Genomic DNA, 19,569 nt, shown 5'->3' with positions numbered 1-19,569 from the left:
TTCAAAGTGACGGATGCACAGCATTTGTACTTCACGAGTGGAAAAACAGCATATTTGTCCATACAAAGGTGGACATACAGCGGTTATTCTTCTAACGAGGCAAATTTCTATATATAGTTGTCCTATCGCTAAATAAGTCTATATATAGTGTCGATCCGAATAAGCGCAAACTATCTCCTTCACAGAAATGTGTCTACTATTTGGAAGACATTCTCTCTCGATTTTCCACTATAGAAGGACATTATGAAGATTAGGGCCATAACTTGTGAAAAAAAAGATGACCCCTGTTCAGAGGTCATCCCAAAGGCCGGATGGGCCGAAGCAAATCAGGCTGAGAAAAGATTAGATCAGCCCGATCTTGTCGCGGCGGCTGCTTCCGCCGAGCTTGCGCTTCTCGATCAGGCGGTTGAGGGCATCCACGTAAGCGCGGGCGCTCGCCTCGAGAATGTCGGTGCTGACGCCGCGGCCCAGCGCGGGCAGGCCGTCCTGCGTCAGGACGACATGGACTTCGCCGAGGGCGTCCTTGCCGTTCGTAACCGATTTGATGGAGTAATCGGTCAGCTCGACGTCTTCCTGCGACGCCTTGTCAATCGCCATATAGATGGCGTCGACGGAGCCGTTGCCGTTCGCTTCCTCTTCCAGCACCTTCCCGTCGATGGTGACGAGGCGGACCTTCGCCGACGGAACGGACTGGTTGCCGTATTCCACATAGACGGTCTCCAGCTTGAACATTTCCGGCGTGTCGATCAGCTTCTCCTCGATCATGGCGCGAATGTCTTCGTCCGACACTTCTTTCTTCTTGTCCGCGAGGTCCTTGAACTGGGCGAAGGCGGTATTGACCTGCTCTTCGCCGAGCGTGTAGCCCAGATCGATCAGCTTCTCGCGGAACGCATGGCGGCCCGAGTGCTTGCCGAGCACGAGCTTGCTCTCCTTCAGGCCGATCGTCTCCGGAGAAATAATCTCGTACGTCGTCTTCTCCTTCAGCATGCCGTCCTGGTGAATGCCGGATTCATGAGCGAAGGCATTGGCGCCGACAATCGCCTTGTTCCCCGGCACGACCATCCCTGTCAGCTTGCTGACCAGACGGCTCGTGCGCGCAATCTCGCTCAGGACGAGCGACGTCTTCGCCTGATAGAAATCTTGCCGCGTCTCCAGCGCCAACGCTACCTCTTCCAGAGCCGTGTTGCCCGCGCGCTCGCCGATGCCGTTGATCGTGCCTTCGATCTGATCGGCCCCGTTCAGCACCGCCGCCAGCGCATTCGCCGTCGCCATGCCGAGATCGTCATGGCAATGCGCGCTAAGCTGAATCTTCTCGATGCCCGGAACGTTCTCCTTCAGCGTCTTGAAGATGTTCCCGTACTCATACGGCGTCAAGTAACCGACCGTATCCGGAATGTTGACGACCGTCGCGCCGGCGCGAATCGCCATTTCGGTCACCTGGCAGAGGAAGTCGAGCTCGGTCCGCCCGGCGTCCTCCGGGGAGAACTCCACCTTCGAGAAATATTTCTTCGCATAACGAATCGCCGCTTCGGCTGTCTCCAGCACCTGCTCCTTCTCCATGCGCAGCTTATGCTTGCGGTGAATCGGCGAAGAAGCGAGGAAGAGATGGAGGCATGGATCCTGGGCGTCCTTCAATGCTTCGTAAGCCGCATCGATGTCCTGCGTCCGCGACCGCGACAGCCCGACGATCGTCGCATTCTTCACTGCGGCGGCAACGGCTCCCACCGCGGCCAAATCACCCGGAGATGCCGCAGGAAACCCCGCTTCGATGCGGTCGACACCGAGGCGCTCCAATTGGTACACGATCTCGAGCTTCTCCTTCGTATTCAAGTTCACGCCCGGAGATTGCTCCCCGTCTCTTAACGTCGTGTCAAAAATATAAATTTTTCGCATCGCTGCACCTCCGTAAGTCTATAGCCATATTACTGCTTCTATTGTATGCACATACAAGAACAGCGCCACCCCGCCTTGACGACGGGCGGGCGCTGTGCGATATCGCCTTCCGGCTTATAAGTCCGCGGCCTGCCGCATGTCCGGGCCGGCTGGCGCAAGTCACATCCTTACTTCTTGATCCAGTGCATCATCTCGCGAAGCTGGCCGCCGACCACTTCGATCGGATGGTTCGCTTCGTTGCGGCGAGTCGCGGTCAGGAACGGACGATCCGCTTTGTTCTCCAGGATGAAGTCGCGCGCGAATTTGCCCTGCTGAATATCGGACAAGACTTCCTTCATCGCTTTCTTCGTCTCGTCGGTCACGATGCGAGGTCCGGTTACATAGTCGCCGTATTCCGCCGTGTTGCTGATGGAATCGCGCATCGTCGCCAGACCGCCTTCATAGATCAGGTCGACGATAAGCTTCATTTCATGCAAGCACTCGAAGTATGCCATTTCCGGGGAGTAACCCGCTTCCACGAGCGTCTCGAAGCCGGCTTTGATCAGCGCGCTGACGCCGCCGCACAATACCGCTTGCTCGCCGAACAGGTCCGTCTCGGTCTCTTCCTTGAAGGAAGTCTCAATGACGCCTGCGCGCGTGCAGCCAATGCCTTTGGCATAGGCCAGGCCGATGGCCTTCGCATTGCCTGTCGCATCCTGCTCGATCGCGATGAGGCCCGGAACGCCGAAGCCTTCGACGTAGGTGCGGCGAACGAGATGTCCCGGCGACTTCGGAGCCACGAGGAGCACGTCATTCTCTTTTGGCGCGACGATTTGGCCAAAGTGTACGTTGAAGCCGTGAGAGAACATCAAGGCAGCGCCTTTTTTCAGGTTCGGCGCGATTTCCGCATGGTATACGGACGCCTGCGTCTCGTCCGGCATGAGGATTTGCACGACATCCGCGCGGCTGGTCGCTTCGCCGACGCTCACCACTTCGAAGCCGTCGTTGCGCGCTTTGTCGGCCGATTTGCCTTCGCGCAGCCCGATAACCACTTGAAGTCCGCTGTCGCGCAGGTTTTGCGCTTGCGCGTGCCCTTGGCTGCCGTAACCGATAACTGCAATCGTCTTGCCCTGCAATACACTTTGATCTGCGTCTTTTTCATAATACATAGTAACTGCCATTCGTATGAGTCCTCCTCTTTCTTCCTATTAATAAAGTGAGATAATAATCAACCCCGAATGAATGAGGGTATTTCAAGGGACAATCGCTTCTTCCGGTTCTGCCTGACTTATCCCCTGAGAGACCCCCTCATTCGGGGGAATGCCCGCGGCCGGCGAAGCGCCGGCCGGAGCCTGTACACGGTACCGGTTACTTCCCGTCCGCCGCCTGACCGCGAACCATCGCGGTCACGCCGGTGCGGCTGATCTCGCGGATGCCGTATGGCTTGAGCAGCTCGATCATCGCTTCGATTTTCTGGGACTCGCCCACCACTTGGACGATGATCGTGCTCGGTCCGATATCGACCACCGTCGCGCGGAACGTCTCGACGACGCCGAGGATCTCCGGACGCTCCCGCGGCTCCGCCTTGACCTTGATCAAGGCCAGTTCGCGGGATACCATCGGTTGAGAGCTCAAATCGACGACTTTGATGACATCGATAATTTTGTACAACTGCTTCTCTACTTGCTCCAGCGTATGCTCGTCGCCGGTCGTCACGATGACCATGCGGGAGAGACCTTCTTCCTCCGAGGCTCCTACCGTAATGCTGTCAATGTTGAATCCGCGGCGGCCGAACAAGCCGGATACGCGCTGCAGTACGCCAGGCTGATCGTTGACGATGACGGCGATGGTGTGCTTCATCGGTTTCATTCGCAATCCCCCATTATCATTTGGTCAATGGTGCAGCCCTGGGTTACCATCGGGAAGACGTTCTCGTGCTTGCGTACGACGAACTCGACGACGGCCGGCCCGGGCGTGTTCAACGCCTCCGTCCAGGCTTGCTCCGCTTCTTCCTTCGTCGTCGCCCGGAAGCCGCGCACGCCGTAGGCTTCCGCCAGCTTGACGAAATCGGGGCTGCCTGCCAAATCGATATGGCTGTAGCGGTGGTCGTAGATAATCTCCTGCCATTGGCGCACCATCCCGAGCACCCGGTTGTTGATGATGGCCACCTTGACCGGGATATTGTGGATGGCGCAGATGGCGAGTTCCTGCGCGCACATTTGCATCCCGCCGTCGCCGTTGATCGAGACGACGGTCCGATCCGGGAACGCCATCTGCGCGCCGATGGCGGACGGGAACCCGAAGCCCATCGTGCCGAGGCCGCCGGATGTAATCCAGGAGCGCGGATGATTGAAGCGGTAGTACTGGGCCGCCCACATCTGATGCTGGCCTACGTCCGTCGTCACGATCGCATTGCCTTGGGTCGTGTCATTAATCATCTGAATGACCCATTGCGGCTTCAGCTCCGAATCGGAGTCGATGAATGCCAGCGGCTTCTCCGCCTTCCACATCTGCACCTGCTCGCGCCACGCGTCTGCTTTATCGTTGTGAACCGCCGTAGCATTAGCCAATTGAAGCGTCGACTTAATATCGCCCACAATCGGAATGTCTGTCGGCACATTTTTGCCAATCTCGGCCGGGTCGATGTCAATATGCACAATCTTCGCCTTCGGAGCGAATCCTTCGAGCTTCATCGTTACGCGGTCATCGAAGCGGGCGCCGATGTTGATAAGCAGGTCCGCTTGCTGAATCGCCATGTTCGACGTGTACGTCCCATGCATGCCGGGCATGCCCATCCACAATTCATGGCCGCTCGGGAAGCCGCCGAGTCCGAGCAAGGTCGTCGTCACCGGGATCTTCGTCTTCGTCACGAACTCGAACAATTCCTCATGCGCGCCGGAATGGATGACGCCGGCTCCGGCCAGAATGACGGGCGACTCCGCTTCCGCGATGGCCTTCAGCATCTTATCCACCTGATACTTGTTCGGCTGGACGGTCGGGTTATACCCGCGAATGTTCACTTCCGTCACCGGCTGGAACAAGGTCGTTGCGGCGGACACGTCCTTCGGAATATCGATGAGCACCGGCCCCTTGCGGCCCGTATTCGCGATGTGGAACGCCTCATGAATGATTCGCGGCAGGTCCTCCACTTTCCGCACCAGATAACTGTGCTTCGTAATCGGCATCGTGATGCCGGTGATGTCCGCCTCCTGGAAGGCGTCTGTTCCGATAAACGTCGTCGCTACATTGCCGGTAATGACGACGAGCGGAACCGAATCCATATATGCCGTAGCGATGCCTGTGACCAGGTTCGTTGCACCGGGACCCGATGTCGCGATGCAGACGCCGACCTTGCCGCTTGCCCGCGCATAACCGTCGGCGGCGTGAATGGCGCCTTGCTCATGCCGGGTCAGGACATGATGGAAATCCTCGCGGCCGTGCATCGCGTCGTAGATGTAGAGCACGGCGCCGCCCGGATAACCGAACACGCACTCCACACCTTCCAACAACAAGCTGCGAAGCAAAATTTCGGAGCCTGTAATCACTTCAGGCTTCATCCATTTTTCTTTTAATTCATCAGTTGAGCGCATTGCCGCTTGATGTGTGCTCATTTTGCCATCCTCCTTACGCATCCTTGTCGATTTCCAATCGGGCTTGGTTGTCATGGTGTGTCGTGCCTGGCCAGGCTTGAAATACAACAAAAAAAACCTTCCGCCCCCGCAGCTTGCCGCTGCCTAAGGGACGAAAGGTTGTGCTTCCGTGGTACCACCCATGTTCATTCCACATCTCGCGATATGAAATCTCTGCAAGTATACGCCCGTACAGTTGTCCATGACATGCATGGACAGCGCATACTCTGGACGCCTAACGCGCGCCTGACGATTCCCCCTACTGACATATCCGGGCCATGGCCTGATATCCGTTCAGGAGAACAGCTCCGAGGTGAGCTCGCCGATAAGGGATTATGGCGCCGGTCTCAGCAAGACTTCCATGCGCTCTCTGTTCATAAGGGCCCTTATGCTTCGTCCTCTTCATTGCCGTTGTAAAATATGGTCAATGTCTTTCAAATGTTTAGAAACATTATATTCCTACGATATGCAGGAGTCAAGAGGCAGTGTTAAAAAATTTTGTAAACCGGTCATCCGGAAAAAAAGGCAGCACACCTTGATAAAATGCCCGAAATCGGCAAAAACCTCGGCTTTTTTCCGTACTATAACGTTTTTGGGCAGCCGGTTTATTCGGGGTTCCACGAAAGGCCGAAAGAGCGGCGGAATCGGCACGGGGGACGAAGCCGGCACATATAATACAACATTCGCGATGCAGCAAAGGGGGAATCGGGCATGAACATCCGGCTTCGGCGCCCCGCTTCCGATGACCGCATCATCCGCCGCCTTGTTCTGGAGGAATTGCTCCCCCGTTCCAACCTCGTCTGGGAAGAGAGCCAGGTACTGAAGGATATTCCGGTTCGGCTTCGGGAGGGCGTCACCTATGTCGCCGCGAACCGCAGAAATCGGCCTGTCGGCTTCGCGCTTGTCCAAGCCAAGAACGACATCCTGCTGATCGATCTGCTCGCCGTCAGCAGCGAAGCCCAAGGCAAAGGATGCGGCTCCGCGCTCCTGGCGCGGGCGGAACGGTACGGGCGCATGCAGCGCTGCCTCCTCTCCCGCGTCTATGTAGATCAAGGCAACGCCGCCGCGCAGCGATTCTACGAGCGGCATGGTTACCGGATAAAGCGGTACATCGCGCAGATCGCCTGCCACGAGATGGAGAAGGCGCTGGACAGGCGCTGACATCCGCCCAATCCGTCCGCAGCATGAAAGCCTGGGGTTCCCCCAGGCTCTCCGCTCCCATATCCTCATGTGGCCCGCTCGTCTTGGAAGTGATGGTTTTGCCGAATTGGTTTACCAGAAATAACCGTACGGATAACCTCCATACCCGTACCCCCCATAAACCCCGTAAGGGTACCCCCCATAGGCGTAAGGGGCTGTGCCGATGGCGAGAAGATCGAATAAAACCAACGGAATGATGGCTTTTGTTTTTACTTTCTTGCCCTTCGGCTGCTCCAGCACCAGCCGGTTCCCGGAAATGCGAATCAGCTTGCCGGACACGACAGATCCGTTCTTGTGCAGCGCATAGATCCGTTTGCCGACAAGCTTGGAAGCCTGAGCTTTCGTAACACCCCGCATGCGAATCCCTCCTTCACGGTTGATTCCATACAAGGTATTCTATCCAGCCCTTTTCCGTCTGTATGATGGCCCTTCCTTCTCAAATCTGGGTCTGGCAAGCTCTGGAGCTTGCGCTGCCGCAAGCCGCGAGTCTATTCCTCCTCGTTATAGAAAACTTTATAATAATGCATGCCCCGTTCTTCATCGAAGCCCTTCTCCACGAAAGCAAAGCTGTCGCTCTTCAGCTTCAGCTCGACTCCCGTATCGGTCCGGATATTATTTTTATACGTTCGCTTCGCCTTTTTCAAGGCGGGCTGGGAAATCGGAAATTCATTCAGCGGAGGCAGCTCGTTCGCTTCCTCGTACGTCTCCTTGTACGCCTTAAAGATCGGCACGATCTCCGGCTGAACGATAACCTCCTCGGCGAAGGTCTCCTCCTCGAACTGCTCATGCTTGGCGAAGTACTCGATCGTATGGTGAATGAACTCCAGCTTCTCTTTCTTCTCCGGCGGTTCCTCCGCCGAGGCGGCGATGACATCCTCATAGAAATGCGTGCACATCTCGATATATTTATCCGTCAAATAATGCTCGTCCTCGAGCAGCCGCACGTTCAAAAAATCTTCCTGCCAATACCGCGCCGCTTCGTTGTTCTTGCCTGCCGAGGTGTCGACGATGCCGACCGAATAGCCCGCCTCCGCCCGCACGTTGAGAATAAGGCAGCCCTTGTCCAGCTTGCGGATGTTCGTTCCTTCCTGGATGCTGACCTGAAGCTCTTCCGGATTGCGCTCCTGCACCTGAAGAAAGACGTCCTTATGCTCCGATTTCATGATGCCGATGGCGTCGATGCTGAAGTTGTTGTACAAAATGTTGTTCAGATGAACGACATACAGCTCCCCCGGCTTAATCTGCGGATGGGAGGATTGCTCATACAAATGATGCAGCAAATGAACGGACTGCTCGTGAAAGGAATCGGGCTGCTGAAAGATGCGGCTCACATACGTGTATACCTCATTCAACGGCAGCTCCGCCTCGTGATGGAAGCGGTAAAAGGCATCGAATTTGAAGCCGGAAATAAAATACTTCATCAGCGTCGCCTTCACTTCGTCGCTCGGCACGTCATAGAGCGCGTGAGAGACGCGAACCCCCTCGTCGCGGGCCTTGCTTCCGACCTGATGCACAACCATTTGCTGGATTTCCGCTTTGGATAAATCAATCATAACATTCCCTCTTTTCTCGAAGTCGCATCCCTCTATTGTAGCGAAAATGAGCGCCGATGAAAACGGAAACCGAAGGCAGTTCCCGCACGCGTGCCGCCGCCTCCTTCCTTTTCCCGCCATGCCAGAGATAGCCGTGCCGCGCCTTGGATACGGGCGTCCGCCCTGGAACGGATTTGGCTTATCCCCCGCTCTGGAGTACAATAGAAGGATGAGAAGCGGCAGCCGCCCCGGCTGCCCCGCCTTCGTGCGGAAGAGCTGTTGCATGGAAAGGACGATTGATTGTGAAGAAAGAATCGGATGTTCATCAATGGAGGCTTGCGCCCAAGCTGTGCCGCGAATCCCGCGTGTTCAAGACGAGCCGCGTATTTCCGAACGATGTCAATAACCATGATTCCCTGTTCGGCGGCAAGCTGATGAGCGCCATCGACGAATTGGCCTCCATCTCGGCCGTGCGGCATTGCCGGTACAACGTGATCACCGCTTCGACCGATTCGGTTGATTTCCTCCGTCCGATACTGCAGTCCGATTCCGTCTGCCTGGAATCGTATGTCACCTGGACGGGCCGAACGAGCATGGAAGTATTCGTCAAGGTCGTCTCGGAGAATCTGTTCTCCGGCGAGCGCGCCATCGCGGCGACTTCCTTCCTGACGTTCGTGGCGGTGGATGAGCATGGCACGCCGATGATCGTGCCGCCCGTCATCCCCCACTCCGAGGAAGAGAAGCTGCTTCACGAATCGGCGCAGGAGCGGGCAGAGCTGCGGAAGAAGAGACGGGCGGGCAGCAAGCAGCTCGCCAGCCAGTTGTCGACCCGAAAATATTGGGAATAGATTGCATGGTAAAAAGGGGCTGTCCCATAAGTAGTTTCTACTGCCTGTAGGATGGCCGATTCCCTATTGCCTTGGTGCAGGCTGCTTTGAGGGAGCAATCCGAGCAGTCCTGACTTTGGTAATGCCTCAATTGAATTTCATACCCACGATCGTTTTTGCTGGCAATCTGTACACTATAAGCAGTGAGCGAATTCCAGCTCCTTTTTATGAAGCTCGCCCTCTACACCTCTTATTTACATACGATTCATCTTATGGCAAAATATAGATAGTCAAATAATGAAGCAAGGAGGGCTGATATTGGAACCCGCAGTCGTCAGAACAATCGGAGAGCTTATCCAGGATATAAGGCGAGCGTTAGATATGACGCTCACTCAGTTATCAGAATTATCAGGTGTTCCTAGAGGGACGATATCAAGAATTGAGAATGGCGAAGTAAAGCGTCCAGAATTTTCGAGTGTTCATCCATTGGCAATGACATTGAATATCCCCTTTGAGACATTGATTGATTATTACGTAGAGGTTGAGAAAAGATCGGATTCATTGCTACATATTCTGCAATCAACGATTCAGCAAGAAAGTTCTATTGGACTGATTCGAAAAGTCGCAACCAAATTTCTTGAATCTCCAAATGAAGACAGCTTTGACTTAACAGAGAAGCTTTACCAATCCATTGACTCCATTGATGATACCTCCGTTAAATTATCATTATACAACCTCATCATTGACTACTCACGATCACATGGAATTATGCCTTACATCGCCAAAGGGATGTATCAACGATACCTGATTGAACGAAATGATTTCAGCAAATTGAAGGAAACGTATTATAGCGGAAAGTATGTTCTTCATTACATCGATTTCTTATCACAACAAGATCGGATTGAGCTATACTACAAGTTAGGAATTCATGCATACAATCTGAGACTCTATACTGAGTGCATTTATCATTGTAAGATGATACTTGAAATAGATTGCGGCGCAAGCCCCTACAAAGTACATGCACTTGGCATGCTTAGAGATTCGTACTTTGCTCTTGAGGAGTATGAAGAATCTGAACTTTACTCATTACAATACAAACAATTCGACTATCCGAATACCAAAGAAAATGTTATTCTTATGGAAGCATTATTAAATGCTAAAAAAGGGAACATCGAACAGTCCATTGAACAACTCCGTTTATTCTTGAAATCATGTAGTAACAATTACACAATTTCTGCAACAAACCAACTTCTTCGATTATACTTAAATCAAAACGACCTTGAAGGCGCTAGAGCTATCCTTGAAAGCAGTAAAATAAACCCGTCCACCATAAACAAAAATAATCCTTTAATTTGTTCAAGATACGCTGATTACCTTCAAGTTCAAGGAGAATACTATTTAGCTATTGGGGATCACGAGAATTGCGTAAGTTACTTGATTGAAGGGGCACTGCACTATTCCAAAATTAACGACACAATTGAAGAGAAAAAATGTCTGAACATGGTTATACGTAATCTTTTGGAACAGAATGTTACCGTGTACAAGTCTACACTAGAAAAGTTAAGCGCATATTATGCTCATAGCATTAAAGAAACGGAGGTTTCAGCATGAAGCAGTTTTTCAAAAAATGGTACGTTAAATCCCTTCCCTGCGCAGTCATATTTGTAACAACGGCAGCAGCATTCACAGGAGATCATGGCAGCATTTATCCGTGGTAGTCGAAGAAGCACCTTGTAGGTGCTTCTTCATTTTCCGACAAAATGCACCAGTAGCACAATTATACATTTTTTTGGTGAAACGTACATTACACTCAATAGAGTTAGATGTACGTGAGGTGAACGGCCATTAAGTCTATTGAGGAAAAAATAAACGAGTTAAGGAGAAAGTTAGTTGAGGCGGTGAGAACTAAAGGGAAATTTACGGATGAAGAAGTGGTTCGGATCAGCCAACAACTGGATTCATACATAGTTGAGTTACAATCGCGTCAAGCTGCAAAAAGAAGGGATCAATAAATTCTGAAGCACCCCAATATTATACATGCCTGTTGTATTATAACAAGCGCCGCACGGCCGTTCCCGGCGATGCGGCGCTCTATATAAAGTCAGCTTACGCGTTTACTTTTTCTTTGGCTACCGCTGCAAGAGAGCTGAATGCATTGGCATCATTGACTGCCATGTCAGCCAGCATTTTGCGGTTGATGTCCACGCCTGCGAGCTTCAAGCCATGCATCATTTTGCTGTAGGACAGTCCGTTCATGCGAGCTGCCGCGTTGATGCGGGCGATCCACAGCTTGCGGAAGTCACGCTTCCGTTGACGGCGATCGCGGTATGCGTACAGCAACGATTTCATCACTTGCTCGTTCGCTGTTTTGAAGATGCGGTGTTTGGAACCGAAGTATCCTTTTGCCAGTTTCAATACTTTCTTATGACGACGACGTGTCGTAAATCCGCCTTTTACTCGTGCCATTTCGTATTAACCTCCCGATTCGATGTCTCCGAATTGCTTATTTCAAGTTTTTCAATTGCTGCTTCATGCGGTTAACGTCGCCTGCTGCCATCACTGGGCTCGTTGCCAGGTTGCGCTTTTGGCGTTGCGATTTATGGGAAAGCAAATGGTTGCGGTACGCTTTGTAGCGACGCACTTTACCAGTACCCGTAATTTTGAAGCGGCCCTTCAAGCTGCTATGCGTTTTCATCTTAGGCATAATCAATTATCCTCCTCAAGTTCGGTGTTCATCCATCCCGCCGCCTTATCCTGAGCGGCAGGTCGCTTAGGTGCTCTTTGGCGCCAAAATCATAATCATGCTGCGGCCTTCCAGCTTCGGAACGCGCTCCACGATGCACAGCTCGTTCGCTTCGGCCAGAACGCGGTCAAGAACCTTCTTGCCGATATCCGCATGGGCAATCTCGCGTCCGCGGAAGCGGACCGAGCATTTGACCTTATCGCCTTCACGCAGGAACTTCAAGACGTTGCGCAGCTTCGTCTGGAAATCATGCTCGTCAATGTTCGCGCGGAACCAGACTTCCTTGATATCCACCGTCTTCTGATTCTTGCGCGCTTCTTTCTCTTTCTTCTGCTGCTCGTAGCGGAACTTGCCGTAGTCCATAATCCGGCATACGGGCGGCTTCGCCTGCGGAGCCACATTCACCAGGTCCAAGTTCGCGTCGTAAGCCATCTGCAGCGCTTCGCGGAACGGCTTGATGCCGATCTGCTCGCCTTCCGGGCCGACCAGCCGAACTTCCTTCGCACGAATCTCCTCGTTAACCAAATGATCTTTGCTAATGGTGTGCCACCTCCATAATCGAATTCCCACTTCGCTCTTGCAAACTTATATTGTATGCAAAAAGGGATGCGGACTCAAGAGCCCACATCCCTCACATCGACCAATTATCATCATGTGAAACACCGCCAACGCGGCAAATCGTCATAACCAGCCAACCTACGTCGGTCAGGTGAGAAGCGGGCGCTCCTGCTTAATCTAAATCATATGCAATTTGAACACTCAATTACTATATCACTCTTGCGGATTCATTGTCAAGACATTCTTTTGCCCCGGGACAGCCCCGAATCAGGATACCTGCTTGCCCTGCATTTCCTCCAAGCGCACGACGCGCGTATGCTCGGTATGGCTCCATACTTTGTTGTTCTGCGTGAAGAACGCATAGAACGTAATCGGCCACCAGGACAGCAGATAGATCGGGAACGTAATGAGCGACGCGTAAATGCGCCACGACTTGACGCCCTCCAGCACGAGCGCCAGCACGAACACGCTGCAGGTCAGCACCATCGACACGACCGGCACCCAAGACGGCAAATATTGAAAGAACGTGGCCACGTTCGGCCCGTTGAATATCGCCGCGTCCACCCACAAGAAGGCGGTCATGAGAAACGTCAGCAGCACGGTGTAGACCGTAATCGTATAGAGCGCCATATCGAACTTCGCCATATTGCGCTCCTTGATGCTCTGCCACAGCAGCGGGAAGAAATAGCGGCGCGCCACCGTGAAGTGGCCCTGCATCCAGCGAAGACGCTGGCGTGCCGACGCCTTGAACGTCAACGGCTTCTCGTCGTATACGCGCGCATTGTAATTCAGCACCGGGTTGATGCCGTTCTTGACGCAGCGCGCCGTGAATTCCAGGTCCTCAACGAGGCTCGTCGCGCCCCAGCCCATATCCTTCAGCAGTTGGCTCTCGAAGCACATGCCGGTTCCGCCAAGGAAGTTCGCCAGCTTCAGATTTTTGCGGGACAGCTGCCACAGCCGGTTGCAGTACCAGTAAGTCACCCCGTAAGCAGCCGTAATCCACGAGTCATGCGGGTTCTTCGTATCGATATAGCCCTGGATGACACGCGCCCCGGAGCACAGATCGTTGTTCATTTCACGCAGGAAATCCATGCTGACCAGATTGTCTGCGTCGAGCATGACGACCGCATCGTACTGGCGCGGCATCTCCCACAGATTCTTCAGCATCCACTCAATGGCGTAGCCCTTGCCGCGCTGATGAGGATTGTGGCGCTCGCATGCCTTCACGCCATGCTCTCTTACGATGTCCGCCGTGTTGTCGGTACAGTTATCGCAAATGACAAAGATATCATACATTTCCTTCGGATAGTCGAGCTGCTTCAAGTTCTCGACAAGCGCTCCAATTACCGCTTCCTCGTTATGTGCGGCCACGATGACGGCGAACGATTTCTGCGGGTCGTAGGTTTTTCGTTTCTTTTCCCGGTAAATGCCGAACAGCGACAAGGTGAATTGATACACCCCGAGCGCGGCCAACAACACCTGCAAGCCGATAAATAACTTATCCACCATGTTGGTGTCCCCCTTTTAACCCCTGATGATATTTCACTTTTTCTGTAAGCATGCCTTTTCTTTGTTTTTCATGGCATGCCTTTGTCATGTTTACCCCGGCAGAAAACGGTCGATCCCGATTTTCTAACGTTTGCATCCGTTTGTCAAAAACCTAATATTGGCTTTCATACGTTATTTGCTTCATTTTCATGCAAGAATGATCGTGAAGTGGCAGGCGTTCGGGCTCTGACGGGGTATTTTCTTTATTTTCGTCCAAATGCTAAGAAATTATGGCTTTGGACCCCCATTTCGTCAAAAAAAGATATCGAACCCGAGCATAAAGGCATTCCGCCTTGCCTTGGACCGCATGGGCATACACCTACATCATATAATAACGTACCAACCCATGCAAAGGTTGCTGACCAAAATCAACCTGCCGAGGCTGGCTTGCAGCTATCACCAAGTTACCCGCTGCGTCCGAAAGTGAAACATTTTTCAGGCGCTCCATTTGCAATCAGGAGAAACGTCCCAGAGCCAAAAGAGAGGGCACGTTGGAATGGGACATCATTCGTCAAGCTTCGCCGCCGGTCTGCATGCGTCTTCACAATAAGATTGAAATTACGAACAAATATAAATATGATTAAGTATGCTTCTCGGTTCCAAGAAAGGGGTACATGAAAAATTCACAAATTCCTTATCTTCTGTTAATGTAAAGTTGTTACGATCGCATCAAAATCTATCGCATAACGGAGGGGTGACATGTTGACCCGTGTTATCGCGTGGCTTGGATACCGTGAACGGCAGTTGTTTCTGTGGATTAATCAGCGTCTTCATCATCACTGGATGAACATGGTGCTCTATACAATGACTCATCTCGGAGGAGCGACATTCACGATCGCATTCTCGCTTATCCTTGGCCTGTTCGCGCCTGACCCTTGGAGCCGGATTGGCTGGCAGTGTCTGGTTGCGCTGGCTGTAAGCCATATTCCCGTTTTTCTTATCAAAAAATGGTACCCGCGGGTTCGCCCCCATCTGGCGCTGCCCGGTATACGAACGTTCCGCAAGCCGCTCATCGACCACTCGTTCCCTTCGGGACATACGACGGCCATCTTTTCGATCGTAACGCCGATTATGATGGCCTTTCCGATTCTGACCTGGGCGCTGCTTCCGGTCGCCTTGATCGTGGCGATGTCCCGCATGTATCTCGGCCTGCATTATCCTTCCGATTGCCTAGCAGGGGCCTTGATCGGAACCGGGGCGGCCGTCGGCACGGTCTCCTTCTGGACATAATGGGCCGCGGATTCGTCAACCAATTAGTAACATTAATTAGGATAGAAGGGTGACCAATATGCAGGAACCTGTCACATGGTCAGTACCGGCAGGCTTCGGATTTACGAACGATAACGAAGGCAAGAAGCGGGTTCTCATCCTGTCGGAACGCTTCGGGGCCGGACACACCCAGGCGGCGCACGCTCTGGCCGTCAGTCTCCGGAAGCTGTCGCCGCATGTGCAGACGCGCGTAATCGAGCTGGGTAGCTTTTTGAATCCGCGGACGGCGCCGCTCATTATCGAGGCCTACCGCAAGACCGTCAGCGTGCAGCCCAAGCTGGTCGGCTTCATGTACAGGATCCAATATAACAAATCGTTGAACCGGCTGACCACGATGGCGCTGCATCGCGTCTTTTATACGCAGGCGATGACGGTCATGCGCCAGTTGAGGCCGGACATGATCGTTTGCACGCATCCGATTCCGAATGCCGTCATCTCGCGGCTGCGCCGGCTGGGCCTGGATGTTCCGCTCTGCACGGTCATTACCGATATGACGCGCATGCGACCTGGGTCAGCCCCGGGGTAAGCCGCTATCTCGTCTCGACGCCTGAAGTGCAAGCGAAGCTGGAATCCCATGGCGTGCCGTCCGATCGCATCCTGGTGACCGGCATCCCCGTTCATCCGAACTTCTGGGAGACGCATGACCGCAATACGAAGGCGGCCATCCGCCGGCGCTTCGGCCTGAAGGAGCTGCCGACCGTCCTCGTCATGGGCGGCGGCTGGGGACTCATTGACCCGAGCCGCTCCAGCGAGCTCCTGACCCGCTGGCGCAATGACATCCAGTTCTTGTTCTGCATCGGCGACAATGAGAAGCTCCGCCAGCGCCTGCTGGACAACCCGAGATTCCGCCATGAGAATATCCACCTCATTGGTTATACGAAGCAGATCGATCAGCTGATGGACGTATCCGACCTCCTGGTCACGAAGCCGGGCGGAATGACCTGCACCGAAGCGATGGCGAAGGGCATTCCGATGCTGTTCTACGAACCGCTGCCGGGCCAGGAAGAAGAGAACTTGCACTATTTTACGGAAAAAGGATACGGCGAGCCAATCGAGAACGCTCATACGATAACGAATTGGATGAACAAGCTGGCGTATCACTATGACGAGGTCGCCTCGCGGCGGCGCGAATTCGAGCTGAACGCCTCGCGGTATCATCCGAAGGCGTGTGCCGACGCGATTTTGAGCATGCTTTACGAGCAGCCGCCTACCGGCAGCTCCTCCGCCTGACTTATCTATTTTTAGGTACCGCCTTTCCCCGGCCCGGGTCTGGACATGCGTCCAGGACCGGGCTTTTTGCTGCGGCCTTAGCAGGACAAAGCCGCCGGTTCCGGGCATGGCCCAAGCCGGCGGCTAACCTGGCGCATTATGGCTGCGGGACGGTCTGTCCTCCGCTGCCGTATGGCAGCGAAGCCCGGTACTGCTCGTAAGCCTCGCGCCCCACCAGAACCTCCACGCGATGAATGTTCATGCCTCTGCTCGAGAACTTCTCCTCGTATTCCGTCATGACATGATCCGGATGAGGACCGTCCCGGTGAAGGTCGAGCGAGATGTTCCGCATCTGAAGACCGACCTCGGCATAGGAATTCAAGGAGTATTCGAACAGCGTCACCGAGTCCGTCTTCTGATGGATCTCTCCGCGTTCATTCAGGACGCGCTTATATTTCTCGATAAAACGGGGATGAGTCAAGCGCCGGCGCGCATGGCGCTTCTTCGGCCACGGATCGCTGAAGTTCAGAAAAATGCGCTCGATCTCGCCCTCCGCAAAAATCGATTCCAGATATTCAATATTCGCCCGCACCAGCCTCAAGTTGGCGCCGGTGTCCACGCCCAGCTCGCCGCGGATCGTCTCGGCCTTCTCGCAGGCGCGCGCGATTAATTCATCGTACATATCGATCCCGATGAAGTTCACATCCGGGTGCAGCTTGCTCATCGTGCTGATGAACTGGCCTTTGCCCATACCCAGTTCCACATAGATCGGACGGCCGTTCCCGAAGATCTCCTGCCAGCGGCCTCGCGCCGATTGCGGGTCCAGGATCGCAATCTTCGATTGCTGCAGCAGCTCCGGAGCCCCTTTTTTGCCTCGTAAACGCATCTGTTTTCCTCCAACCTCAGTATGCTCTAATCTTCTATTCTGCATGACCGGCACGCAATTGTAAAGAGCCGCCTGCCATCACCCGGCGTTGCATTTCCCAGGCGCATCAGCAAGACGCCGTCTCGTTCATACATTTACACGAAATTAACAGCCTCTCGGCTCCGCTTCGTCCCTCTTCCGGTTCCCCCCGCGGGCAGTGCCGTATCTTCGCTTTTCATACGATATCTGCTACAATAAAACCACGGCCGCCTGCCGCCAGCCCAGCGCGCTGCGGCAGGCCGGCGGCGGTTGCGCCCTGGCGCGGCCGCACGCCCCGGATCCGGAAGCAGCCGCTTCCCTCCTGGGGCGACTTCGATCAGGAAAGGGCTTGTCATCATTGAAATATCCGAAGCTTGAACGTCCGCCTGTCCCCCTCGATTGGGGAGACAAGCGGTTCCATACATGGAACGCCGAGATGCGCCGACAGTTCGGGGGCAAGGTATTCAAGGTGATGCTGGATGCCGGCTTCACCTGCCCGAACCGGGACGGACGGATCGCCATCGGCGGCTGCACCTTCTGCAGCTCCCGGGGCTCCGGCGATTTCGCGGGCTCCCGCCGCAACGATCTCGTGACCCAATTCAATACGATTCGCGACCGCCAGCACGCGAAATGGCCGGACGCCAGCTATATCGGCTACTTCCAGGCCTACACGAATACGTATGCGCCGGTCGATACGCTGCGCGACTATTTCGAGGTCATCCTGGAGCAGCCCGGGGTCGTCGGCCTGTCCATCGCGACCCGTCCCGATTGCTTGCCGGACGATGTCGTCGAGTATTTGGCCGAACTGAACGAACGCACCTATCTGTGGCTGGAGATGGGCCTGCAGACGATTCACGAATCGACCTCGAAGCTCATCAACCGGGCGCATGACACCGCTTGCTACGAGGAGGCGGTCGCGAAGCTGCGCAAACACAATATCCGCATCTGCACCCATATTATATATGGACTGCCACAGGAGACGCATGAGATGATGATGGAGACCGCGGCAGAGGTTGCCCGCATGGATGTGCAGGGCATCAAGCTCCATCTGCTCCATCTCATGCGCAAGACGCCCATGGTGAAGCAATATGAAGCGGGCCTGCTCCGCTTCCTCGAGATGGACGAATATGTGAAGCTCATCGTCGACACGCTGGAAATTCTGCCGCCCGAGATGATCGTGCACCGCGTGACGGGCGATGCCCCGCGCGACCTTTTGATCGGGCCGACGTGGAGCCTGCGCAAGTGGGAAGTGCTGAACGCGATCGACGCCGAGCTGCGCCGCCGCGACACGTGGCAGGGCAAGCTGTGGAGGGAGAGTTAACATGGGCTTCCTCTCCGTACTCAGCTTCGCGCAGCAGGCCGTGAAGGAGCGCGTGCAGCCGGGCGACCGCGCCGTCGACGCGACGATGGGCACCGGCGTGGACACGCTCTTCCTCGCCCGGCTCGTCGGGCCGCGCGGGTCTGTCGCGGCCTTCGATATCCAGGCGGCGGCGCTCGAGCTGACCCGCCGCCGCCTGGAGCACGCCTTCGGCGCGGACGGCGGCGCGCGGGTCGAGCTGCTGCGGCACAGCCATGCAGCGATGACCCGCGCGCTGCCCCCGGCATGGCACGGAACGACGGCAGCCGTCATGTTCAACCTCGGCTATCTGCCGACGGTTGACGCGGACAAGCGCGTCATGACGGAGCCGTCCACGACGCTGGCGGCGCTGGAGGACGCCCTGACGCTGCTGCGTCCGGGCGGGGTGCTGACCGCCGTCGTGTACCCGGGCCATGCCGGGGGCGACCGCGAAGCGGACGCCGTCCGCGCCTGGGCGGAGGCGCTGCCCGCCGCCAGAGGCCAGGCGGTCGTCTACCGCATGCTCCAGCGGCCGGAGGCGCCTTACGTCATCGCGGTCGAGAAGGCACGCTCCCGAAGCGCGGAGCAGTAAACATAGAAGACAGGGCGGTTCAGGCGCGGCGCGCGGACGCTGACCCATACGAATGGCGTCCTTCGCCTCGCCCTTCTCGGCTTCCCGGGAGCGGATAAATCCGAGATCGAGTTAGTCGAGGCTACCGCGATGCGCTCCCGGCCGAAGGACTCGTTCATCGTATCGCCTTCACCGTTGACGATATCGATGCCGAATTCGCCCGCATTCAGTCGCTCGGCTCCGTCGAGCATATCGATCAGGAAATCGTCACTTTGCCGAACGGCAGCCGCTACTTTTTCTTCAAGGGGCCTAACGGCGAGGGACTTGAATTTTTCCATACGACCACCAAATAGGGATAACGGGAGTGAGAA

General features: G+C 54.8%; 19 protein-coding genes and 2 pseudogenes. 9 read left to right on the top strand and 12 right to left on the bottom strand.

Going from position 1 to position 19,569, the window contains the following annotated elements:
- Positions 1–342: 342 nt before the first annotated feature.
- The 4 genes from OCY70_RS15760 to ilvB all read right to left on the bottom strand — a co-directional run bounded on the left by OCY70_RS15760 (position 343) and on the right by ilvB (position 5,483).
- Positions 343–1,893 carry a 2-isopropylmalate synthase gene (locus tag OCY70_RS15760; RefSeq protein ID WP_213426762.1) on the bottom strand — a complete coding sequence of 517 codons (1,551 nt, stop codon included), beginning with the start codon at positions 1,891–1,893 and terminating at the stop codon, positions 343–345.
- Positions 1,894–2,060: 167 nt separating this feature from the next.
- The gene (gene ilvC, locus OCY70_RS15755) at positions 2,061–3,053 is read right to left on the bottom strand and encodes a ketol-acid reductoisomerase (RefSeq protein WP_213426761.1); all 993 of its coding nucleotides are present in this window, start codon (positions 3,051–3,053) and stop codon (positions 2,061–2,063) included.
- Positions 3,054–3,240: 187 nt separating this feature from the next.
- Complete coding sequence (ilvN, locus tag OCY70_RS15750) at positions 3,241–3,741, bottom strand: acetolactate synthase small subunit (protein WP_213426760.1); 501 nt, start codon at positions 3,739–3,741, stop codon at positions 3,241–3,243.
- Positions 3,738–5,483, bottom strand: a complete 1,746-nt coding sequence (gene ilvB / locus OCY70_RS15745; RefSeq protein WP_213426759.1) for a biosynthetic-type acetolactate synthase large subunit — start codon at positions 5,481–5,483, stop codon at positions 3,738–3,740. Before ilvB ends, ilvN begins: the two co-directional genes overlap by 4 nt.
- Positions 5,484–6,212: 729 nt before the next feature.
- Between ilvB and OCY70_RS15740 the strand changes: the two genes are divergently transcribed.
- Positions 6,213–6,662, top strand: a complete 450-nt coding sequence (locus OCY70_RS15740; protein ID WP_213426758.1) for a GNAT family N-acetyltransferase — start codon at positions 6,213–6,215, stop codon at positions 6,660–6,662.
- Positions 6,663–6,773: 111 nt separating this feature from the next.
- Here OCY70_RS15740 and OCY70_RS15735 read toward each other — a convergent pair whose 3' ends face one another.
- Positions 6,774–7,058, bottom strand: a complete 285-nt coding sequence (locus OCY70_RS15735; RefSeq protein WP_213426757.1) for a hypothetical protein — start codon at positions 7,056–7,058, stop codon at positions 6,774–6,776.
- 131 nt (positions 7,059–7,189) lie between these two features.
- Positions 7,190–8,254: a nucleoid-associated protein gene (locus tag OCY70_RS15730; RefSeq protein WP_213426756.1), complete on the bottom strand. Its 1,065-nt coding sequence runs from the start codon at positions 8,252–8,254 to the stop codon at positions 7,190–7,192.
- Between the two features lie 275 nt (positions 8,255–8,529).
- Here OCY70_RS15730 and OCY70_RS15725 point away from each other — a divergent pair, with 275 nt between their 5' ends.
- Positions 8,530–9,081: an acyl-CoA thioesterase gene (locus tag OCY70_RS15725; protein WP_213426755.1), complete on the top strand. Its 552-nt coding sequence runs from the start codon at positions 8,530–8,532 to the stop codon at positions 9,079–9,081.
- Positions 9,082–9,118: 37 nt separating this feature from the next.
- On the opposite strand, the gene OCY70_RS36170 is transcribed toward OCY70_RS15725, so the two are convergent.
- Positions 9,119–9,247, bottom strand: a complete 129-nt coding sequence (locus OCY70_RS36170; protein ID WP_373871419.1) for a hypothetical protein — start codon at positions 9,245–9,247, stop codon at positions 9,119–9,121.
- Between the two features lie 131 nt (positions 9,248–9,378).
- Here OCY70_RS36170 and OCY70_RS15720 point away from each other — a divergent pair, with 131 nt between their 5' ends.
- Together OCY70_RS15720 and OCY70_RS15715 are read left to right on the top strand one after the other, a co-directional pair.
- Positions 9,379–10,671: a helix-turn-helix domain-containing protein gene (locus OCY70_RS15720; protein ID WP_213426754.1), complete on the top strand. Its 1,293-nt coding sequence runs from the start codon at positions 9,379–9,381 to the stop codon at positions 10,669–10,671.
- 287 nt (positions 10,672–10,958) lie between these two features.
- Entirely contained in the window at positions 10,959–11,072 is a 114-nt protein-coding gene (locus OCY70_RS15715) for an aspartyl-phosphate phosphatase Spo0E family protein (protein ID WP_249724595.1), read from the top strand.
- A gap of 94 nt (positions 11,073–11,166) precedes the next feature.
- Here the strand turns inward: OCY70_RS15715 and rplT are convergent, their stop codons facing one another.
- From rplT to OCY70_RS15695, 4 genes are all read right to left on the bottom strand, one after another.
- Positions 11,167–11,526 carry a 50S ribosomal protein L20 gene (gene rplT, locus OCY70_RS15710; protein WP_006284825.1) on the bottom strand — a complete coding sequence of 120 codons (360 nt, stop codon included), beginning with the start codon at positions 11,524–11,526 and terminating at the stop codon, positions 11,167–11,169.
- A 37-nt stretch (positions 11,527–11,563) separates the two neighbouring features.
- Complete coding sequence (gene rpmI / locus OCY70_RS15705) at positions 11,564–11,764, bottom strand: 50S ribosomal protein L35 (protein WP_006677982.1); 201 nt, start codon at positions 11,762–11,764, stop codon at positions 11,564–11,566.
- Positions 11,765–11,830: 66 nt separating this feature from the next.
- Complete coding sequence (gene infC, locus OCY70_RS15700) at positions 11,831–12,328, bottom strand: translation initiation factor IF-3 (protein ID WP_168181221.1); 498 nt, start codon at positions 12,326–12,328, stop codon at positions 11,831–11,833.
- Positions 12,329–12,628: 300 nt separating this feature from the next.
- Positions 12,629–13,870: a glycosyltransferase family 2 protein gene (locus OCY70_RS15695; RefSeq protein WP_213426753.1), complete on the bottom strand. Its 1,242-nt coding sequence runs from the start codon at positions 13,868–13,870 to the stop codon at positions 12,629–12,631.
- Positions 13,871–14,611: 741 nt separating this feature from the next.
- On the opposite strand from OCY70_RS15695, the gene OCY70_RS15690 reads away from it, so the two are divergent.
- Positions 14,612–15,139, top strand: coding sequence for a phosphatase PAP2 family protein (locus OCY70_RS15690; RefSeq protein WP_373871418.1), 528 nt, complete (start codon positions 14,612–14,614; stop codon positions 15,137–15,139).
- Positions 15,140–15,197: 58 nt separating this feature from the next.
- Positions 15,198–16,408 (top strand): annotated as a pseudogene (locus tag OCY70_RS15685) (MGDG synthase family glycosyltransferase).
- Positions 16,409–16,544: 136 nt separating this feature from the next.
- Here the strand turns inward: OCY70_RS15685 and trmB are convergent.
- Positions 16,545–17,273: a tRNA (guanosine(46)-N7)-methyltransferase TrmB gene (gene trmB / locus OCY70_RS15680; protein WP_213426751.1), complete on the bottom strand. Its 729-nt coding sequence runs from the start codon at positions 17,271–17,273 to the stop codon at positions 16,545–16,547.
- A gap of 376 nt (positions 17,274–17,649) precedes the next feature.
- On the opposite strand from trmB, the gene OCY70_RS15675 reads away from it, so the two are divergent.
- The 3 genes and pseudogenes from OCY70_RS15675 to OCY70_RS36165 all read left to right on the top strand — a co-directional run.
- Positions 17,650–18,612 carry a TIGR01212 family radical SAM protein gene (locus OCY70_RS15675; RefSeq protein WP_213426768.1) on the top strand — a complete coding sequence of 321 codons (963 nt, stop codon included), beginning with the start codon at positions 17,650–17,652 and terminating at the stop codon, positions 18,610–18,612.
- Position 18,613: 1 nt separating this feature from the next.
- Positions 18,614–19,219, top strand: coding sequence for a class I SAM-dependent methyltransferase (locus OCY70_RS15670; RefSeq protein ID WP_213426750.1), 606 nt, complete (start codon positions 18,614–18,616; stop codon positions 19,217–19,219).
- Between the two features lie 36 nt (positions 19,220–19,255).
- Positions 19,256–19,551 (top strand): annotated as a pseudogene (locus OCY70_RS36165) (VOC family protein); the annotation flags it as partial.
- Between the last annotated feature and the right edge of the window lie 18 nt (positions 19,552–19,569).

Origin of the sequence: Paenibacillus melissococcoides (assembly GCA_944800085.1) — a bacterium.
GTDB lineage: Bacteria > Bacillota > Bacilli > Paenibacillales > Paenibacillaceae > Paenibacillus_B > Paenibacillus_B melissococcoides.
The sequence above is the reverse complement of the archived record's forward strand: the minus strand, read 5'-3'. Positions and strand labels throughout refer to the sequence as shown.

What these genes read in the sequence shown, in the direction of transcription:
- ilvB (WP_213426759.1), bottom strand. Translation starts at nt 5,483, where the DNA reads ATGAGCACACATCAAGCGGCAATGCGCTCAACTGATGAATTAAAAGAA.
- ilvC (WP_213426761.1), bottom strand. Translation starts at nt 3,053, where the DNA reads ATGGCAGTTACTATGTATTATGAAAAAGACGCAGATCAAAGTGTATTG.
- OCY70_RS15730 (WP_213426756.1), bottom strand. Translation starts at nt 8,254, where the DNA reads ATGATTGATTTATCCAAAGCGGAAATCCAGCAAATGGTTGTGCATCAG.
- rplT (WP_006284825.1), bottom strand. Translation starts at nt 11,526, where the DNA reads ATGGCACGAGTAAAAGGCGGATTTACGACACGTCGTCGTCATAAGAAA.
- rpmI (WP_006677982.1), bottom strand. Translation starts at nt 11,764, where the DNA reads ATGCCTAAGATGAAAACGCATAGCAGCTTGAAGGGCCGCTTCAAAATT.
- OCY70_RS15695 (WP_213426753.1), bottom strand. Translation starts at nt 13,870, where the DNA reads ATGGTGGATAAGTTATTTATCGGCTTGCAGGTGTTGTTGGCCGCGCTC.
- trmB (WP_213426751.1), bottom strand. Translation starts at nt 17,273, where the DNA reads ATGCGTTTACGAGGCAAAAAAGGGGCTCCGGAGCTGCTGCAGCAATCG.
- OCY70_RS15740 (WP_213426758.1), top strand. Translation starts at nt 6,213, where the DNA reads ATGAACATCCGGCTTCGGCGCCCCGCTTCCGATGACCGCATCATCCGC.
- OCY70_RS15760 (WP_213426762.1), bottom strand. Translation starts at nt 1,893, where the DNA reads ATGCGAAAAATTTATATTTTTGACACGACGTTAAGAGACGGGGAGCAA.
- OCY70_RS15670 (WP_213426750.1), top strand. Translation starts at nt 18,614, where the DNA reads ATGGGCTTCCTCTCCGTACTCAGCTTCGCGCAGCAGGCCGTGAAGGAG.
- OCY70_RS15735 (WP_213426757.1), bottom strand. Translation starts at nt 7,058, where the DNA reads ATGCGGGGTGTTACGAAAGCTCAGGCTTCCAAGCTTGTCGGCAAACGG.
- ilvN (WP_213426760.1), bottom strand. Translation starts at nt 3,741, where the DNA reads ATGAAACCGATGAAGCACACCATCGCCGTCATCGTCAACGATCAGCCT.